General features: G+C 44.1%; 16 protein-coding genes and 1 pseudogene. 11 read left to right on the top strand and 6 right to left on the bottom strand.

Annotated elements, in window-relative coordinates; all coding sequences use genetic code 11:
- Positions 1 to 34: 34 nt before the first annotated feature.
- Positions 35 to 544, bottom strand: coding sequence for a discoidin domain-containing protein (locus MHH57_RS16880; protein ID WP_342434312.1), 510 nt, complete (start codon positions 542 to 544; stop codon positions 35 to 37).
- Positions 545 to 761: 217 nt separating this feature from the next.
- On the opposite strand from MHH57_RS16880, the gene MHH57_RS16875 reads away from it, so the two are divergent.
- Positions 762 to 1,133, top strand: a complete 372-nt coding sequence (locus tag MHH57_RS16875; protein ID WP_029515399.1) for a hypothetical protein — start codon at positions 762 to 764, stop codon at positions 1,131 to 1,133.
- A gap of 280 nt (positions 1,134 to 1,413) precedes the next feature.
- On the top strand, positions 1,414 to 2,115 hold the full coding sequence (gene sigK, locus MHH57_RS16870; RefSeq protein WP_013311218.1) for an RNA polymerase sporulation sigma factor SigK: 702 nt from the start codon (positions 1,414 to 1,416) through the stop codon (positions 2,113 to 2,115).
- 158 nt (positions 2,116 to 2,273) lie between these two features.
- Here sigK and MHH57_RS16865 read toward each other — a convergent pair whose 3' ends face one another.
- Together MHH57_RS16865 and MHH57_RS16860 are read right to left on the bottom strand one after the other, a co-directional pair.
- A complete protein-coding gene (locus MHH57_RS16865; RefSeq protein ID WP_029515398.1) occupies positions 2,274 to 3,248 on the bottom strand; it encodes an alpha/beta hydrolase in 975 nt (324 codons plus the stop codon).
- A complete protein-coding gene (locus tag MHH57_RS16860; RefSeq protein WP_209949463.1) occupies positions 3,245 to 3,874 on the bottom strand; it encodes a TetR/AcrR family transcriptional regulator in 630 nt (209 codons plus the stop codon). Before MHH57_RS16860 ends, MHH57_RS16865 begins: the two co-directional genes overlap by 4 nt.
- Before the next feature lie 241 nt (positions 3,875 to 4,115).
- On the opposite strand from MHH57_RS16860, the pseudogene MHH57_RS16855 reads away from it, so the two are divergent.
- Positions 4,116 to 4,278 (top strand): annotated as a pseudogene (locus tag MHH57_RS16855) (sigma factor); the annotation flags it as partial.
- Positions 4,279 to 4,392: 114 nt separating this feature from the next.
- Positions 4,393 to 4,854, top strand: coding sequence for a DUF523 domain-containing protein (locus MHH57_RS16850; RefSeq protein WP_039272334.1), 462 nt, complete (start codon positions 4,393 to 4,395; stop codon positions 4,852 to 4,854).
- Positions 4,855 to 4,959: 105 nt separating this feature from the next.
- Here MHH57_RS16850 and MHH57_RS16845 read toward each other — a convergent pair whose 3' ends face one another.
- Positions 4,960 to 5,709 carry a YdcF family protein gene (locus tag MHH57_RS16845; protein ID WP_069010437.1) on the bottom strand — a complete coding sequence of 250 codons (750 nt, stop codon included), beginning with the start codon at positions 5,707 to 5,709 and terminating at the stop codon, positions 4,960 to 4,962.
- Positions 5,710 to 5,926: 217 nt separating this feature from the next.
- On the opposite strand from MHH57_RS16845, the gene MHH57_RS16840 reads away from it, so the two are divergent.
- From MHH57_RS16840 to MHH57_RS16820, 5 genes are all read left to right on the top strand, one after another.
- Positions 5,927 to 6,814, top strand: coding sequence for a DMT family transporter (locus MHH57_RS16840; RefSeq protein ID WP_209949467.1), 888 nt, complete (start codon positions 5,927 to 5,929; stop codon positions 6,812 to 6,814).
- A 143-nt stretch (positions 6,815 to 6,957) separates the two neighbouring features.
- The gene (locus tag MHH57_RS16835) at positions 6,958 to 8,148 is read left to right on the top strand and encodes a copper amine oxidase N-terminal domain-containing protein (RefSeq protein ID WP_209949469.1); all 1,191 of its coding nucleotides are present in this window, start codon (positions 6,958 to 6,960) and stop codon (positions 8,146 to 8,148) included.
- 207 nt (positions 8,149 to 8,355) lie between these two features.
- Positions 8,356 to 9,351: an ABC transporter permease subunit gene (locus tag MHH57_RS16830; protein WP_029515393.1), complete on the top strand. Its 996-nt coding sequence runs from the start codon at positions 8,356 to 8,358 to the stop codon at positions 9,349 to 9,351.
- An 18-nt stretch (positions 9,352 to 9,369) separates the two neighbouring features.
- Positions 9,370 to 10,263 (top strand): carbohydrate ABC transporter permease, encoded by an 894-nt coding sequence (locus MHH57_RS16825; RefSeq protein ID WP_029515392.1) that lies wholly within the window; start codon positions 9,370 to 9,372, stop codon positions 10,261 to 10,263.
- A 111-nt stretch (positions 10,264 to 10,374) separates the two neighbouring features.
- Positions 10,375 to 11,916, top strand: coding sequence for an extracellular solute-binding protein (locus tag MHH57_RS16820; RefSeq protein ID WP_029515391.1), 1,542 nt, complete (start codon positions 10,375 to 10,377; stop codon positions 11,914 to 11,916).
- Between the two features lie 76 nt (positions 11,917 to 11,992).
- Here MHH57_RS16820 and MHH57_RS16815 read toward each other — a convergent pair whose 3' ends face one another.
- On the bottom strand, positions 11,993 to 14,254 hold the full coding sequence (locus MHH57_RS16815) for a helix-turn-helix domain-containing protein (RefSeq protein WP_209949471.1): 2,262 nt from the start codon (positions 14,252 to 14,254) through the stop codon (positions 11,993 to 11,995).
- A 266-nt stretch (positions 14,255 to 14,520) separates the two neighbouring features.
- On the opposite strand from MHH57_RS16815, the gene MHH57_RS16810 reads away from it, so the two are divergent.
- Both MHH57_RS16810 and map read left to right on the top strand, forming a co-directional pair.
- A complete protein-coding gene (locus MHH57_RS16810) occupies positions 14,521 to 15,240 on the top strand; it encodes a TetR/AcrR family transcriptional regulator (RefSeq protein ID WP_209949473.1) in 720 nt (239 codons plus the stop codon).
- A gap of 26 nt (positions 15,241 to 15,266) precedes the next feature.
- Entirely contained in the window at positions 15,267 to 16,013 is a 747-nt protein-coding gene (gene map / locus MHH57_RS16805) for a type I methionyl aminopeptidase (RefSeq protein ID WP_029515388.1), read from the top strand.
- Positions 16,014 to 16,275: 262 nt separating this feature from the next.
- On the opposite strand, the gene MHH57_RS16800 is transcribed toward map, so the two are convergent.
- Positions 16,276 to 16,989, bottom strand: a complete 714-nt coding sequence (locus tag MHH57_RS16800; protein WP_209949474.1) for an expansin EXLX1 family cellulose-binding protein — start codon at positions 16,987 to 16,989, stop codon at positions 16,276 to 16,278.
- Between the last annotated feature and the right edge of the window lie 348 nt (positions 16,990 to 17,337).

The following is a 17,337-nucleotide window of genomic DNA, read 5'->3' as shown; positions in this document are numbered from 1 at the left end:
GGCGTTGGCCAGCCCCTTTTTTGTGTGTACTTACTTATTCCGCAATAGCGGGGTTTAGACTAGATGCTCTGTAGGCAGGAACGCCATTAATGAGTGCGGTTCTTAGTTGAACATATCGTAAACCATAATAGGAGGTTGTACTACTCATTCCAGATGAAAGTACAGTTATTTTATAATATGAAAAAGGAATCTCATTACTAAATTGATAGGTTGTTTTTGCAGTGGTTGGCAAAGTTTCGACTTCACCTAACCTAAACCAATTTTCTCCGTCTCTAGAGCCGTGAAAAGAAAATGAAAGTATAAAAGCTCGAGAGGATGGCTGAGCTAAAAGAATATCATTGATCGTCTTACCTGTATCTAATTTAAAGATGATTTCTCCACCTTTACCGTTTAAGCTGCTTTCCCAATAGAGATTATTATCAATTAAAACATTTTTCGGAAAAGTATTTTTGGAATCTCCGTTGGTTGATACATTTTCCTCTGCTATAACAACAGGATCCATGGAAAAAGTATAGTTGTCTGGATTTTGACTGAATTTTGCCATGTTGAAATTCCTCCTTAAGTTTAATTTTTGAATGTGTTGAAAAGGTTGATATATATCATTTATATGAAACTCTCTATGAATATATTCCTTGATCATGGAATGCATACTAGTGTTTAAGCGGTCTGACATCATAATAGCAAACTCATTTGCGGGCGGGGAGTTGCATGTTTAGAATATAAATAACTAAATGAGGTGCGAGAAAGGAAATGGATCGAATATGAAAATATACACTTATTATTTGGGAAATGGCATATTCCCTTTGGATTGGGAAGTTTGTTTTAGTACTGTTGAGGAATATAAAAGAAAATTATTTGAGAAGTACACCGCTTCCCAAGAATACAATGATTTTGTAATAGGCGGATTTAATGTGCTTACCGACAAAATAGATGCGATTTTGAATTATGCTTTAGAGAACTTTCGAAAAGAATTTCCTCATAATTATGAGTTGCGTTGTCCGGCTATGATATTCCCGTTGCCAAGAGGTGATGAAAGTAATGGTGCTGAGTTTGCTATTGTTTTAAAACGTGATGAAGATGGAGATACAATGGTCTATTCTCCACTCCCATTGTCATATTTAGAAAGAAGTTAATACTCTGCTGAGAGAAAATGGGAAACCAATTGTTGGATAATGTAAGGCTATTCCGGGTTTTCCTCTGGCTATATGGAGTGCGTTGATTTGTGTCGAAGAGATCTCTATGTTTCGAATTAAGTATTGGAGGTTGCTCCAGCAAGATATCCGGCAAATTGTTACGGAGCAGTTTTCGGAGTACAGGCACGGATGGGCACCTGCCTACATACAATAAACAGACCGCAAGCCCGGTAAGTAACAAAGGCCGGTAAGTTCGCAACTACCTCAGGAGGTGTCATCCGTGCCCGGACTATTTAGCGCTATCGCTCTGTTCATCAAGGAATTGACGCTACTCGTTTCCTACGTGAAAAACAACGCCTTTCCGCAGCCATTGACTGAGAAAGAGGAAGCTCGACACCTAAAGCTTTTTGCCGAAGGCAACGCACACTCTCGTAACACACTCATTGAACATAACCTACGGCTGGTGGCCCATATTGTGAAAAAATTCGATAACACCGGTGAAGATTTGGAGGACCTTATATCCATCGGCACCATCGGACTGATCAAGGCCATCGAAAGCTTTCAGACCGGGAAAGGCACCAAGCTGGCAACATTTGCAGCCCGTTGTATAGAAAATGAAATCCTGATGCATTTACGATCCCTGAAAAAAACACGCAAAGACGTATCACTTCACGATCCTATAGGGACTGATAAGGAAGGCAACGAGATTACTTTGATTGATATCCTCGGCACCGAGGCGGACGATATTGTAGATAAAGTACAGCTCAAAATCGAGAAGAGTAAAATCTATCGCAACCTGGATATTTTAGATGAGCGTGAAAAAGAAGTAGTTATTGGTCGATTCGGCCTAGAAGCCGGAGGTGAAGAACGTACACAGCGGGAAATCGCCAGAGAGCTGGGGATTTCGCGTTCGTATGTGTCCCGCATTGAAAAGCGTGCATTAATGAAGCTGTACCATGAATTTTACAAGCAGAAGGGGTAATGGATAAGGAGATATATGAACCCACTTGAGGCCCTTTACAGGGCCTTTTTAGGTCTTTTTCATAATTCAATTACTTGCTTCTTTACGCTGAAAAGCGCTAGGGAATTTTCCTATAAGTGTGGTTACTCGTTCAGCTAGTTGGCTCTCTTGGATTGAATTTATTTCCCTACATATTCATCCAAAAAGTGATCTACTCTTTTGAAATATTCAGTGGGGTAATGGTTGATGGCATCGATGTGCTCCGTATTTTGCGGGTACCATACTTCTGCTTTTGGGTTATCTTTTAAGGACTCGTAAATAATTTCTGTATTTTTATAACTAATTTGCTGATCTCCAGTACCATGAATGAGCATAACTGGCTTGTCTTGCATCTTTTTTACCGCATCCATAGGAGATATGGAATCAAGATCAACCTTAAAGGCCCAATTTGCCATCCATGTCGATGTATAACTGAATGGAAACGCAGGTAAACCTGAAAAGAAGGGCAAACCCTCTCTCAGAAATAGACCAGCATTACGAAAAGGACTATCCGCAATTACGGCTTTGATGTCATCACTTTCACTTGCGGCTAGCAAAGAAGTAGCAGCACCCATTGAAAAACCGATAACTCCAATGTTATCACCCGTATGGTCTCTCGATTTTAAATAGCTTACAGCTCCTAGCAAATCATATTTTTCATTGAGGCCCAGCGTAATCAAATCACCATCGGACTTACCTTGTGAACTGAGGTCAAATGCCAATACATTGTAGCCTTTCGGAACGAAGTGCTCTACTAACTTTTGGGTCCGCCCTTTGACTAAACGATTGCTCGTATATCCATGGACGACAATAATCGTTTTACTACTTGATTTACCAGAAAGACCACTTGCAGGAAAGAAGGAACCTCTAATCGTATTATCATTTTTTTCACTCTTGAACTCGACCTCTTCATAGGGAGTTTTATCGATATTTAATCCGTAGCTGACATTAGTGTCTCTAGGATGGTGCAACAAGGTGTCTACTACTTTATAAGATATAAAAAATACAAGAGCCGTCACAAGCAAAAGCACGATCCCTAGGCTCCATAAAATTTTCTTTCGTTTTTTCACACGAACGTTAAATGTCAGATCGGGTTGTAATGATGCTTGACTCATTCAGACTCCTCCAGTTTTTCTTTAGGTTGTATGGGTGCGAACAAATAAAAGGCATGCCCCTTCAGATTTTCCCACTCGGGATGATGAATAATACTTTCTCCAAGAGTTAAGCCCACTCCATTTAAGAAAGAGATATAGGCACGAGAGATCATTGCTGGAGAAAAGCTTTTGTTGAATTCTCCCATTAACTGTCCCTTGGCATAGACGCATTCGATCGCATCTGTCATTACCTTTATACTTTCAAGGACCTTCTGTGTAAGTTCGGGGAATTTTACTCGTTGTCCTAAGACAGATTGAACAAGTCGCAATTCATTTATATAGGAGTAGATATGGTTGAATTGTTCTGCCACCATGCTTTTAATCAATACGCCCGGCGTCCCCTCTTGTTGTAGACAAGCAAGTGATTTCGCCTGAATATCAGCAAGCGGCTCAAGGACAGCAGCGTAGTATAAAGCTTCTTTGCTGGGGAAATATTGAAAAATGGTTCCAGGAGTCACTCCCACACTCTGCGCAATGATCGCCGTTGTGGTATTAGAATATCCACTTTCTGCGAACAGGACAACAGCTTCTTCTAGAATACGTTTACGCCGCTCCAGTCTTTTTTCTTCATTGATGGGTCTTGCCAAATGTATTCTCCTCTCTTTAAACTAAACTTCAATTAATTAAATGAATGATTATTTAATTAATAATATATCTTAAATTATGACTTATAGCAAGAGTGAAATTTATCTTACTTACGAGCAGGATGAACCTCAACATATAAAAATAAGCCGAAGGCTGCCCAACATGCGCCTCCGGCTTGTTTTATAAGGTTATTTTGGATGAGTACACGCTCCACCTTCCTTAAATGAATAAAACAATGAATATTTGGAGGATCTCATACCCTTCGGTACCATCGGCCTGATGAAGGACATTGAAAGCTTTCAGACTGGGAAAGGCACCAAGCTGGCAACATTTGCAGCCCGTTGTATAGAAAATGAAATCCTGATGCATTTGCGATCTCTGAAAAACATGCAAAGACGTATCACTCTTACGGAACGCAGACGTTGAGGCGAGTCAAAATTTTCGCACGATGACTCTACGAGAAAATTTGTTTATACTTTAACTACTTAATAGTGAATGTAATGGATATGAGGTGGAACTAATGATTCTGGTAAGTTCGTGTTTGGCGGGCATGAAGGTACGATATAACGGGACGGATAGCCTGGATGTATATATACAGAAGTTGGTAGAGGAAAAGAAAGCTGTGACAATCTGTCCTGAGCTTTTGGGGGGCTTTGTGACTCCGAGAGAGCCTGCTGAGATTGTTGGAGGGACAGGCGAGGATGTGCTGAACGGCACAGCCAAGGTGGTTGAGTTTTCAGGCAACGATGTCAGCGATATGTACATTAGGGGTGCGTACGAAGCCTTGAATATAGCCAGAGAGGTTAACGCAACGCATGTTGTTTTAAAAGAAAACAGCCCGTCCTGCGGATCAGCAGCAATATATAATGGGTCATTCGAAAATCGTAAAATAGCTGGTAATGGGGTAACCTCGGCTTTGTTAAAAAAGGAAGGCTTTAAGGTCATATCGGAAGAACAAATTTCGGATATTTTCTTGGATTAGAATATGTAATGGTAAATCAAGCGCCTTGCTAGCTTACAGGCTTATACCTGCGGAGCGTAAGACGCTTGTTTGTGCTGTATGCCGCTATATGATATAGACATCACATTATTTAAGCTTTAATGCAAGAATTCCTAGGTATTCCTTGAGGGCTGTTCCGGTTGTAGACATGGCCCCAGCAGACGGCGAGAGTTTGCCAGCATACAGTGACAGCTTTTCACTTGCCAGATAGTCGGTAGGATAAGCTACGACCTGCATGTCTGCACGCTGAAATTCCATTGCAGCACGTGGCATATGGAAAGCGGAGGTCACCAGAACAGGTCTAGTGAGTTGATGTTTTTTTAAAATTTGCGATGTATATACGGCATTTTGCTGTGTGTTCAAAGAACGGTTTTCGATCAGAATGTCCTTTGCCGGAATACCGAGTCCCAGTAACTGTCTTTGTGCAATATTCGCCTCATTACCACTGTCTCCAAACACTTGCCCGCCGGAGAAAAGAATGGGTATGCCTGTTGCTTCATGCAATCTGGCCGCAGTGAGCAGTCGATTGGCCGCAGATCCTAGCAGATTGCCTTGTCCATTGATGTCAGGGGTTCCTTCTGTGGCTCCGCCCCCAAGTACGACAATGACATCACCTTGAATGGTACGGGGCTGTGGGTACTGTTTTTCCAGGCTACTGATTAACAAATCTCCAGCCAAATTGGTCGAGGAAACATACAGCAGCAATGTGACAAGAAGCAGTACGACCGCAGGTATACGTGCCCTTTTCCATAGCCAAATCACGAGCCCTGCCATCACGAGGATGAACAAACCGGGAGGGAGCACAAAGCTGTACAAAAATTTGATGATATAAATCAAGTGCAGACAACCTCCTGTCCTTATAAGCTTTATCTGTCTTTTTGGTATATTGTAACATAGGCAACTGACTGGATTCCTCTGTCCGAAGACATACCTCGATGAAAAAACGGGCATGAAAGTTGGAGCTTTCCAATACATATTTTTTGTTTGATAAAGTTGTTCTGTAGGCGTAGTATATAAAGTCTAGTGATTTTTTTCATAGAGGAGCGATAGCGTCATGGGAGAGTTAACGACAGCCAAGCGGATGATGATGATCGCGCTACTGGTTGTGTTGTGGGGCATTTCTTGGCCCATTTATAAAGTTGCATTGGAATTCACACCTCCACTATTGTTTGCAGGACTACGTACACTGCTGGGCGGTCTGCTATTGGGAGTGATTTTAGTACCGAGATGGAATCGCATTCGTTGGAAAGAAAATTGGCGGGTGTATGCTATTTCAGGTATTTTTAACGTGGTATTGTTTTATGGTCTGCAAACGGTGGGACTGATGTACGTCCCCTCTGGCTTGTTTTCTGTGCTGGTATATCTCCAGCCTGTACTGGTCGGCATTTTTGCATGGATGTGGCTAGGGGAAGCGATGTCCAGACTTAAAGTGCTTGGATTGGTCATCGGATTTTTGGGCGTTGCGGCTGTCAGTGTCGGCGGATTTTCAGGACATGTGGCTGTGGCAGGTGTAATCCTCGCCATTATTACAGCCGTGAGCTGGGCATTGGGAACGGTATATGTGAAAAAGGTAAACCAGCGTGTGGATTCGCTGTGGCTGGTTGCATTTCAATGTACACTGGGAGGCATCGTGCTGACGGGAGCTGGAACGGTGACGGAAAGCTGGTCGGATATCGTATGGAATGTCCCGTATGTGTCAGGGCTGATATTCGGCACGGTGCTGGGAATTTCACTTTCCTGGTTGCTGTATTTCACACTTGTTAATTCAGGGGATGCGAGCAAGGTTGCGTCTTATACGTTTTTGGTGCCTGTGATCTCGGTGTTTGTCAGCTCGTTGGTGCTGGGCGAAGCGATTACGGCTTTCCTGCTGATCGGGTTGATCTTAATCGGGCTTAGCATTTATTTGGTGAATCGCAGAGTGAGAGTAGTACGGCAAGCTTGAAAATAGGATATGGTACAAGCAAGGACTCTGCGCAGGTAGCAGGGTCCTTTTTTAGAGGATTTTAACACCTGTCCGGCGAATTTTTAGGAAGAATGAAACGGGTTCGGCTGAAACGAATTTGATCTATAAGGAGGGGTTCAAGCATGATCCAGCTTCAAAATGTCAAACGGTATAAGTCTGCCAAGCGGATAATAGTTGCATTTGTTTTATTGGCAAGTGTGGCAATCGGACTGAACGATGGAGAGTTTGCTCAGGCAGCGGGAACTTCTGCATCTATAAAGCAAGGTCAGAGAACTGCAAGTGTCCGTGTTTATTTTAACGGAAATATGATGTCGTTTCCCAAAGGAGAGTCATTCATAAACAAGGGACAGGTCATGATTCCTATTACAGATGCTGCTCTGCCAGGAATAGCCACGGATTATGACCCCAAAACACAGACGCTTACACTTACCAATGGTATAGCCAGTCTGGGTTCCGGTCGAATAAAGGCTAACTCCAATATAGGTTTTGTACATAACAGGAAGGTTACTTACGACGTTTCAGCCAGTAGCATTCGTGGAACGCTTTATGTTCCTCTGGCATTTATCAGTGATGTGGTCGGAGGCAAGCTCGAATGGAAGAAAAACGAACGAATGGCTAGCATAAGCTATCCTCAGTTGGTTGGGGAATCGGAGGAAAGCAAGGGCTATTTGCTGGATGCAAGCAGCGGAGTATTGTACCATAAAGAGGATGGCGGCCGTATCCGTGCGCTCAGTCCAACAAATATTAAATTGAAAGAAGATTATTTTGGCATGACGAAAATCATATCAACCAAGGTTACGGAGGATGCAGATTTGGTTACGGTATGGCAAGCGTATGGCGAGCCCATGATTAATGACGATTTTTATACGCTGTTCGTCCAGAAAGGAAAGGTACTTCGTCAGGCAAAGGCTCATTATTGGAATTTTAATGCCAACAATATCAAGCTTTATAATGGTAAAGCAGTCATGAACGATGGACAGACCGTTCGTCTGATTGACGCTAATGGTTCTGTAAAAGAAATATGGAATATGGGGAAGCTTTCCGGTCGTTTGAAGGACAGCTTTGCGGTGGAAGGCATGGGCGAGGGGTTTATTCTTGCCAGATCGAATGATGAGGGCTTTTTAATATTAATTAATCTTAAAACCCACCAGTCATTGTTGGTGTATGAGTTGCTTCAATTAGCTCCTGAGCAACTGAACGGATTCAGGGAAGATGGTATTAAGTTTATCGGTCAGAACAAAAATGATGGTGAACTGCGCTTCGAGCTACATGATAGTAAAGGACGGCCTCAAACGTTCAAATATGCTTTGTGAATGGGTTTAAGGCGTCGATCAGACGCCTCTTATTACATAAAACTTCACAAATATCCGAATTGTTCACTCCTCAGGACACTCCTTTGTTCATGAAGCATGAGAGGCTTCACTTTTTATTTTGAATGCGCTTACATAAAATATAGTTATACGGCGGCAGTGCTACAAACCTTGCTGTCGGCAACGTATACAGAGGGGGAGTGACTCACATTGAATCAGCCTATGCCCAAAAATTCTGCAATGCTTACAGCGGATTCCCGCCTGAACGGTAAGAGGCTGGGAACGGGTAGAAAACACGGTTTTTTCTATGAACTGTTCCGCAATCGAGTATTATTTCTGATGTTGTTGCCCACTTTAATTTTTTTCTTCATTAATTCCTACATTCCTATGGTGGGTATTTATTATGCATTTACCCAGTTCGACTTTAATACCAGCCTGTTTGATGCCAAGTTTGTCGGACTCCAAAATTTTCGCTTTTTATGGCAATCCGGCACGCTGACAAAACTGACATTGAATACGGTCGGATACAACGCAGCGTTTATTTTACTTGGTAACGTTTTAGCGATTGTTCTCGCTATTTTGTTGAATGAGTTGCGAGGCCGCTACTTTAAAAAGATCGCTCAATCTGTGATGTTCCTGCCTTATTTTGTTTCTTTCGTTATTCTAAGTGTCATCGTGTATAACATATTTAATTATGATAATGGTTTTCTGAATACGCTGCTGCTGCAACTTGGTGGTGAACGCGTGGATGTATACAACAAACCATGGGTATGGATTTTCCTGATTATCCTGTTCTATTTATGGAAAAATCTTGGCTACAGTATGGTGATCTATCTAGCAGCGATTACAGGTATCAGTGACGAATATTATGAGGCAGCGAAAATGGATGGAGCCAACATTTTTCAACGAATCTGGTACATTACCGTTCCTATGCTTAAATCGACATTCGTTGTGCTGCTGTTGTTTGCGCTTGGTAGTATTATGAAAGGACAATTTGATCTTTTCTATCAGTTAATCGGCAACAATGGGGTGCTGTACAATACGACGGATATTTTGGACACTTATGTGTACCGATCGCTGAAAGTGACTTTTGATGTGGGTATGGCTTCGGCGGCAGGCGTATACCAATCATTGTTCGGCTTTGTACTGATCATGACCGTGAACTATATCATCCGTAAGTTGAACGACGAGTATGCCTTATTCTAGAAAGGAGGACCCAAACGGATGGCGATCAAAGAGGATGTATACACTCGAATTTTTAAAATTATCTCTTATGTGATTATCATTATGGCTTCCATTGCTTGTTTACTCCCGTTCCTACTTATTATTTCGGCTTCACTGACCAGTAATGAATCGATTATCAGGGATGGATATCACTTTATACCACAGCAATTCTCACTGGAAGGTTACCGGACGGTGTTCACCTTTCCTGAAGAGGTGTTAAGGGCGTACGGGGTGACGATTTTTACCACGGTTGTAGGCACGACGTTGGGCCTGTTCCTGATGACGATGGCAGGATATGTGCTGGCACGCAAAGATTTTAAATACCGCAATGCGTTTTCATTCTATATTTACTTTACGACGCTGTTCGGAGGCGGGTTGGTGCCTTGGTACATTATGCTGACGAAGTATTTAGGATTGCTTGATACGTATACAGTGCTTATTTTCCCGGGATTGATGACTCCGTTTCTGATCATTTTGATGAAAAACTTCATTCGTTCTTCCATGCCGGAAGAGCTGTTCGAGTCCGCTAAAATAGATGGTGCAGGTGATTTTAAAATTTACTATCGAATTGTACTGCCTTTATCCACACCGGGTATTGCCACTGTGGGGCTGTTTCTGGCCTTGGCTTACTGGAATGACTGGTTCTCATCCTCACTCTTTATTAACGATCCGCATAAATACCAGTTGCAATATTATCTGTATAATGTAATTAACTCCATGCAATTTATCGCTCAAATGGGTGCAGGTACTGGCGTATCCCTTTCCAGTGATATGCCGACAGAATCGACGAAAATGGCAATGGCGATCGTGGTTACTGGACCCATTTTGCTGCTGTACCCGTTCATTCAGCGTTACTTTGTCAAGGGGCTGACCATTGGCGCGGTAAAAGGCTGAAGCGACACTAACGGGCTGAGATGGCATAACGTGCTGACGGTATGCCATCAAAGCAGCACTTTTTGTAAGCGTTTTATTTAAACAGACTACCATTTCAAAGGGAGGATTCACATGACATTCACAAAGAAAAGAAAACAACGCATGTCCATCCTGATTGCAGTAATGGTCATCATGGCGCTATTAGCCGGATGTGGAGGCGGTAGCGGAAACAGCGCACAAAAAGCAAATGGAGAGGATGATAAATCCCAAAAAGTGCAGCTGCAATTTTATATGCTGGGTGATGCTCCTAAGGATCTGTCTACCATTGAGGCAGAGATTAATAAGTTGGCGGAAAAAGATCTGAATGCCACCGTCAAATTTAACTATACGACGTGGACAGACTGGGATCAAAAATATAAGCTGTTATTGTCTTCGGGTCAGCCTATCGACCTGATATTCACTGCAGATTGGACGCAGTATCAGGCCTATGCCAAGAAGGGCGCATTCCTGCCGCTAGACGATCTGCTGCCTAAGGCCGCACCTGCCCTGCAAAAATTTGTGCCTCAGGACATGTGGGATGGAGTTAAAATTGGAGGCAAAATTTATACCGTGCCTGGCACGTATAAAGAGTATGTCACTAACGGCTTTGTATGGCGTGAGGATTTACGAGAGAAGTACAATTTGCCTAAACCGACAGATATCAAAAGTTACGAGGCTTATATGGATGGGATACGTCAGCATGAACCAAATATGAAAACCGTATCTCTGAACAGCGATATCAAGGGAAATCTACATGACCGATATACCGAATTAGTAACGAAGAGTATAGGTGCCTTGCCTTATGGCATTGGTATTAAATATGAAAAACCAACAGAGGTTTATAAATTTTGGGGCTCGGATGAGCAAAAAGAAGAGCTGAATACTTACAAACGCTGGGCCGATAAAGGATTCATTCCCAAAAATGTATTAAACGTAAAAGATACGCTTCAGGATCAAGTGACTTCTGGTAAAGCAGCGAGTATTTTCGGTGACAATCCAACCCGGTTTAATGATATGGTCATTAAGCTCAAAGCATCTCACCCGGACTGGAAGCTCGAGTATTACCCATTCCCTTTGACGACAGGTTATGCAACTCCAGTGCACCCGATTCATAACGGCTTTGCAATTCCAAAAAGCAGCCCAAATCCGGCGCGCGCATTAGCTTTTTATGAAAAGCTTGTGACGGACAAACGCTATAACTTGCTCACGCAATATGGTATTGAAGGCAAAAACTACGAGGTCAAAGATGGTTACTATCATATGATAGGTAGCGGCAGTTCTAATGGATTTTCACGCGAAGGTATGAACAGTTGGGCTTGGCGTAATCCGGAATATATGCTGTTTGATTCTGGCTTTGACCGTGTGAAGAAAATTTTTGCCGAGCTGGATAAAATCCAGAAGCCTGACCTGTTTACCGGCTTTGCAGAGGACTACACGACCTACCAAGCAGAAAAAGCAGCTCTAGAACAGGTTGAGAAGCAATATCTGTATCCGCTCCAAGCTGGACTGATCGACAATGTAGATCAAGGCTTGCAGACCTTCTTGCAAAAGGCAAACCAAGCTGGTTTGGAGAAAATTCAAACCGAGTATACAAAACAATGGGAAGCTTATGTAAAGGAGAAGGGGATTAAATAAAACATAAAGATTTGTGATAAAGAAGAAAAGCAAGTCTCCAGAAAGTTGGAGGCTTGCTTTTTTGATGTCAGTTTACTTATTGCGCATTTGCTCTAGAACGGCGAAAATCTGTCGGTGTTACGCCCAAGCTACGTTTGAACATGCGATGGAAATAAGAGCTGCTCGCAAATCCGGTTTGTTCTGCTACGTCAGCCACGGACCAGTCGGTCTGTTCCAGTAATTCACAGGCCTTGCGAATACGGAGTTGTTGGATGACGTCCACGATAGTAGACATGGTCTGTTGCTTATATAGCCTGCTGACATAGATCGGCGACATATCCAGCTCTTCCGCAATCTGATTGAGACAAAAATTGGGATCCATATAGGTTTGCTCCAATCGTTCATTAATTTGCCGCACCAATCGTTCCTGTTTCGTGTTTCGTTTTTCCGATAGACTGGAGCGAATATGATCAAAGACTAATTGATAATGATCAATTAGGTTTTCAGCGGTCTCTAACCGATCTGCGGATGGTAATTCAGGTTTAGATTCTATAGCAAATCCATTGAGCTCACTGATATGCCGAACAGCATTATTCACACTCATGATGAGCCGGGATATCGCCTCTCGAACAGAGGGAAACGGATATTTTTCCATATGCATCAATAATTCTTTGATCATACTGTGTGCATCCTCCGTATGACCAGACAGTAGCATATCCAGCATTTTTTTCTCTTTATCGGCTGGATATACGTAAGTATTTTGGATATCTTCATCTGTAGTGTTTTGCGCATTAATAATGCAGCCATGTCCCTGAAAAAATCGGTGCATAGATGCGTTTTGTACCTGGCGGTACAGCAAATGTAGCCGTTCTGGTTGACTCGTGATGGCACTGTAAGTCAGTGAAACGCTCAGCTTCAAATATTCAAAGCAAGCTTCGCGTATTTGGCGTAATAAAGTTTCTAGTAGTACAGTGTCTGTATGTTCTGCGGGATCGAGAATGTTAAGCATCAGCAGTACACTGTCCTCATCCATATCAACAGTCTCCACCCGGTACGTCTGTCCGCATATTTCAGAAGCAATGTTCATAATTGCAAACTTATAGGGTAGCAGATCAGGTCCACGTTCGCTTTGCCATCGGGTATATTCATCTATGCGTAGCAGCACAAGGCGGTAGTCTTTGTCGAACTGGAACGTAATCCCAAGCTCGCGCAATCGTTCCGGTTCTTCACTGGCAGGGATATTTTGAATTCCCCGAATCACATTTCTTAAAATGTTTTGCCGGATCGTGTACATACTGTTTCGTTTCTCCGATTCCAGTGAATTCATATGCACAACGATTTGGCCAATAGGCGTATACAGCATTTTGGACAGCAGCCACGAAGCCACGAATCCTGCCAATGCAATGATGGCGGCTATCAGTAACATCGCATTACGAATAACACTCGCCATTTTGATAACGCTTTCATATGGTGTGACACTAATATACTGCCAACCTAGTCCGTCCGGGGAGGTGTAGGAAATGAGTGATCTTTTACCATGAAAGTCTTCTACAAAATAGCCTGTTTCTTGTTTTTTGACTCTCGTATGCAACCATAGCTGCTCTTTTTCGTTCAAAGTTTCGTCTGTCAATGTTGTACCAGACAACAGCCTGCCCTGATCGTCTAAAATATAAGCGGTCCCGCCTGAGATTGGATTCGCCGCCATTTCCTTGTTCATCCAGGCCGCCGACACATTCACAATCACAGCCGAATTTATCGCTTCGTTCGAGTTAATTGCGTCATAACATAAATACGTATAGGCTGCGATATCTGGGCTTGCTTGCTCTACTCCAGCTCTGGAGTCTGAGGCAGTCAGCAGCGGATACGTGCGTGGAATAGGCGTAAAGGGTTTATAGTCCTGATAATGATCCAGTACGCGAATGATATCTGTATCAGCCAGTTCATGTTTGCTGAATAACCCGTTTTGACCTTGTGAAGACGCAATGTAGAAGGTGCCGCTTTTAGGGTTAAACACGTAGATGGATTCGATATACGGCATGGAGTTAAGATAATTGTTCAATTCGGTCATGGCAGCGGTTACATCATATACATTAGGTTTGGGATAATACAACAACTTGGATAGGGTACTGCTGCGATACATTTGGAATGCCAACGATTGAGCGATAGATGTCATGTTAATAACCTCTCTGCTTCTCAACGTCAAGCTGTTGTGATTGGCCTCGAATGCCTGCTCCTTTTCCACACGAATATAGTAAAAATAATACACAGTGGTGGATACCAGCAACGTTAGCGTAATACATAACGTAATGCTGACCAGCAATTTGCTGTGAAGCTTATGATGCTTTTTGAAATTGCTCATTTGAACAGGCCTCCTGTCTGTGTGCACGTAGCTGTAAAGTACACCCTATTTATGTATTCATTATACGTGTGATCTTGTGAACAGGACAGTGAACAAACCGATTCTTTGTGAAAAATAATGATTTTTCGTTAAGTAGCTAACCCGTTGGTCAAGTACCGATTTCTAGGTTGAGCCGGAAATCCTCCAGCTAATCTCTTGTTATTTGCATGCCAATGCTTTATATTGACATAATAGTAGGTCAAAAATAAAAGAGGTGAACGGACGAGATGAGTCCACGCACGAAGGAACAAAACGAAGAGATTCGACTGCGGCGTCTGGAGCAAATCCGGAAAGCCGCTGCCGATGTATTTTTGAATAAGGGGCCTTTACTGGAAATCCGCGATGTGGCCGCGCAGGCGGGACTCGGCTATGGCACGGTATACCATTATTACAGCAATAAGGGCAATTTGCTCTACGATCTGCTATGGGATGCGTTGGAGCGGGCCGGGGGATGGCTGGAGGCCTCGTTAGAGGCTCCGCTGAAGGTTCCGCCGGAGGTCCCGCACGTTTCGGCTTCGGGGGAGGAGCCGGCGGGCGGGCATTTTGGCTTGGCTGATGCGGCGGACACTGGGATCTCGGCTGCCGCAGAGCTTAGCCCCGTCGCCGCTGCCAGCGTCCGGCTGCTGCAGCTTTGGGCGGAGGACCACGCCCTGTACCTGCTGAATAAGCTGGCCGGTGAGGGCTTTGCCTCGCTACCTGAAGCGCGCTCGGCCCCGCTCTCGGCCGCCTTTCGCCGGGAGGTGCTCGCGCCGTTTGCCGCGCTGCTGGAAACCGGGTGTGTGGCGGGCGGGTCTACCGCTTCCGGCGAAAACGCGACGGAGCCGTCGTATCGGCTACAACGCGCGGAAATGCTGCTGGCCGCTTTGGTCGGTTGCGCCGCGCTTTCGCTTCGCCGCGGAAAGCTGCACGAGGAGGCCAGGGATATCGTCCGACTTTTAAAATTATAGAATGGATAAGGAGCGAACAAACAAAGATGATTATTTTAAAATCACCTAGGGAAATCGAAGAGATGAAGCCGGCGAGCCAAATCGTTGCGGACTGCTACCGCGAGGTGGCCAAACTGATCGAGCCTGGGATCACCACCCGGGAAATCAATGACTTTGTTGCCAGACACATCACCAAGCTGGGCGGCAAGCAGTTTACGAAAGGGTACAACGGTTTCCCCGCCGAAACCTGCATTTCGGTCAATGATGTGGTGGCTCACGGCATTCCTTCGAACCAGATGCTTATGGACGGCGACTTGCTGAAGCTCGACATCGTCGTGGAATACGGCGGATGGTTCGGCGATTCGTGCTGGTGCTATGCGGTGGGCAATATCCGGCCGGAGGCGCAAAAATTAATGAAGGTGACAAAGGAATGCTTGGATCTGGGGATCGCCCGGGCCCTCCCTGGGGGCCGGCTCGGCGACATAACGTCGGCGATTCAACAGCATGCGGAAGCGAACGGGTTTTCGCTCGTACGCGATCTGCTGGCCCACGGGATCGGACGGAGCCTGCATGAGGAGCCGAGCTACGAGCATATCGGCGTAGCCGGCAAAGGCATTCGGTTAAAGGAAGGCATGGTGTTTACGATTGAACCGATGGTCAACGAAGGTACGTTTCGTATCACGATCGACGACGATCAGTGGACGGCGAGGACGGCCGACGGCAAGTTGTCAGCGCAATATGAGCATACGATCGCAGTCACGCCGGACGGACCGCTGATTTTAACGGCCCAGTAAGAATAAAGGCGAACGGACGGGAATGCGTCATTTCAGGAAATAAGTCGCCAACCCGGCCTGTTTGGCCTGACGAAAGTTCGTAATCCGAAACCACGAAAAAGCGCTGGGCCTACCTGGATCAGCGCTTTTTTTGCCTGGTTTGAAACTTTTACCGATTTACGGAAAACCGTTTCCCCGGGGAAAATGGCCTAGAAGTAAAACACTCCCATTAGCCTAGGGGATCGATCCTGAAATAACGTAAGCAAAGAGAGGCAGTACTTCATCAGTCTGGAAATTGAACGTTACCTTTAACGATATAGGCTTGGCCTGTGCCATTTTCCGCTAGAGCTGGGATGGTATCGTTGAGCACGGCACCACGAATGTCCGTAATCCTTATTTTCAGAGGCTGTTTTCCTAAGTTGGTACCCAAAAAGTGGTTGTAATCCTGTTTTTCGAGATTGAGCCATTGTCCGTTTTGTTGGACTTCCATCTTCAAGACCGGATATTTATGATTGCGTACTTGAATGGCTGCCCACCATTGGCTGCTGCCTTCTTTAATACGGTAGGAGACATTGCCGCTAACAGGAGCTTTGACAACTTTCCACGAAATATTAATTTTTCCGTCTAATTGATTGCCAATCAGGTTGAACGCGTTCGGGGACAGATCGAGTGCGCCACTTGGACCTTCGGGGTAAAGATCAGTTACATATACGGTTGTTTTCCCTTTGGGACCTTGAACTTCCAAATAGGCTCCGGCTAATGCAGCTTTGATTCCGTTATAATTCAGTTGTGTGCGGTTAAGCGCTGTGATTTTGGCATCCGAAGGGATGGGATCAAGTAGTAATGCCCCTCCAGAGTAACCTGATCCCGTATATGTGGCGTAGCCTGTGTATGTATCATTCCAAGCAGCTGAAGCGGGAAGGGCGAATAATACAAGACTTAACAACGATGTCAGACCGAGGGTTTTGAACTTTCGGAACGTCGATTTTTTTTGCATAATCATTTCCTCCTTATTCATTTAATAGATTCATATAGTAAATATAAACACTATATTACCTAATATTTCAAATTGTACAATAGGACTTTAAGGCAAAAAGAAAATATTGAAGATGTTTGTCAACTTACTCATAGGCCATATGTCTTGTTTTTTTGAATATGGTTGAACAGTGCTCTTTTTCGCAGAAAGTTTGCAGGGCAGCCGATAAGTTCAGGAAGATGTATCCTTATAACACAGGACAGGGCTGACTGGAGAGTAAGGACAGAGGAGGGGGTTAATAATAAGGACGAATGTCTTCTATGCACCGCCAGTAAAATACTTTAGAGCGATTAAACTAGGACTTTTGAA

The organism is Paenibacillus sp. FSL H7-0442 (assembly GCF_038593105.1).
Taxonomy (GTDB): domain Bacteria; phylum Bacillota; class Bacilli; order Paenibacillales; family Paenibacillaceae; genus Paenibacillus; species Paenibacillus polymyxa_D.
The sequence above is the reverse complement of the archived record's forward strand: the minus strand, read 5'-3'. Positions and strand labels throughout refer to the sequence as shown.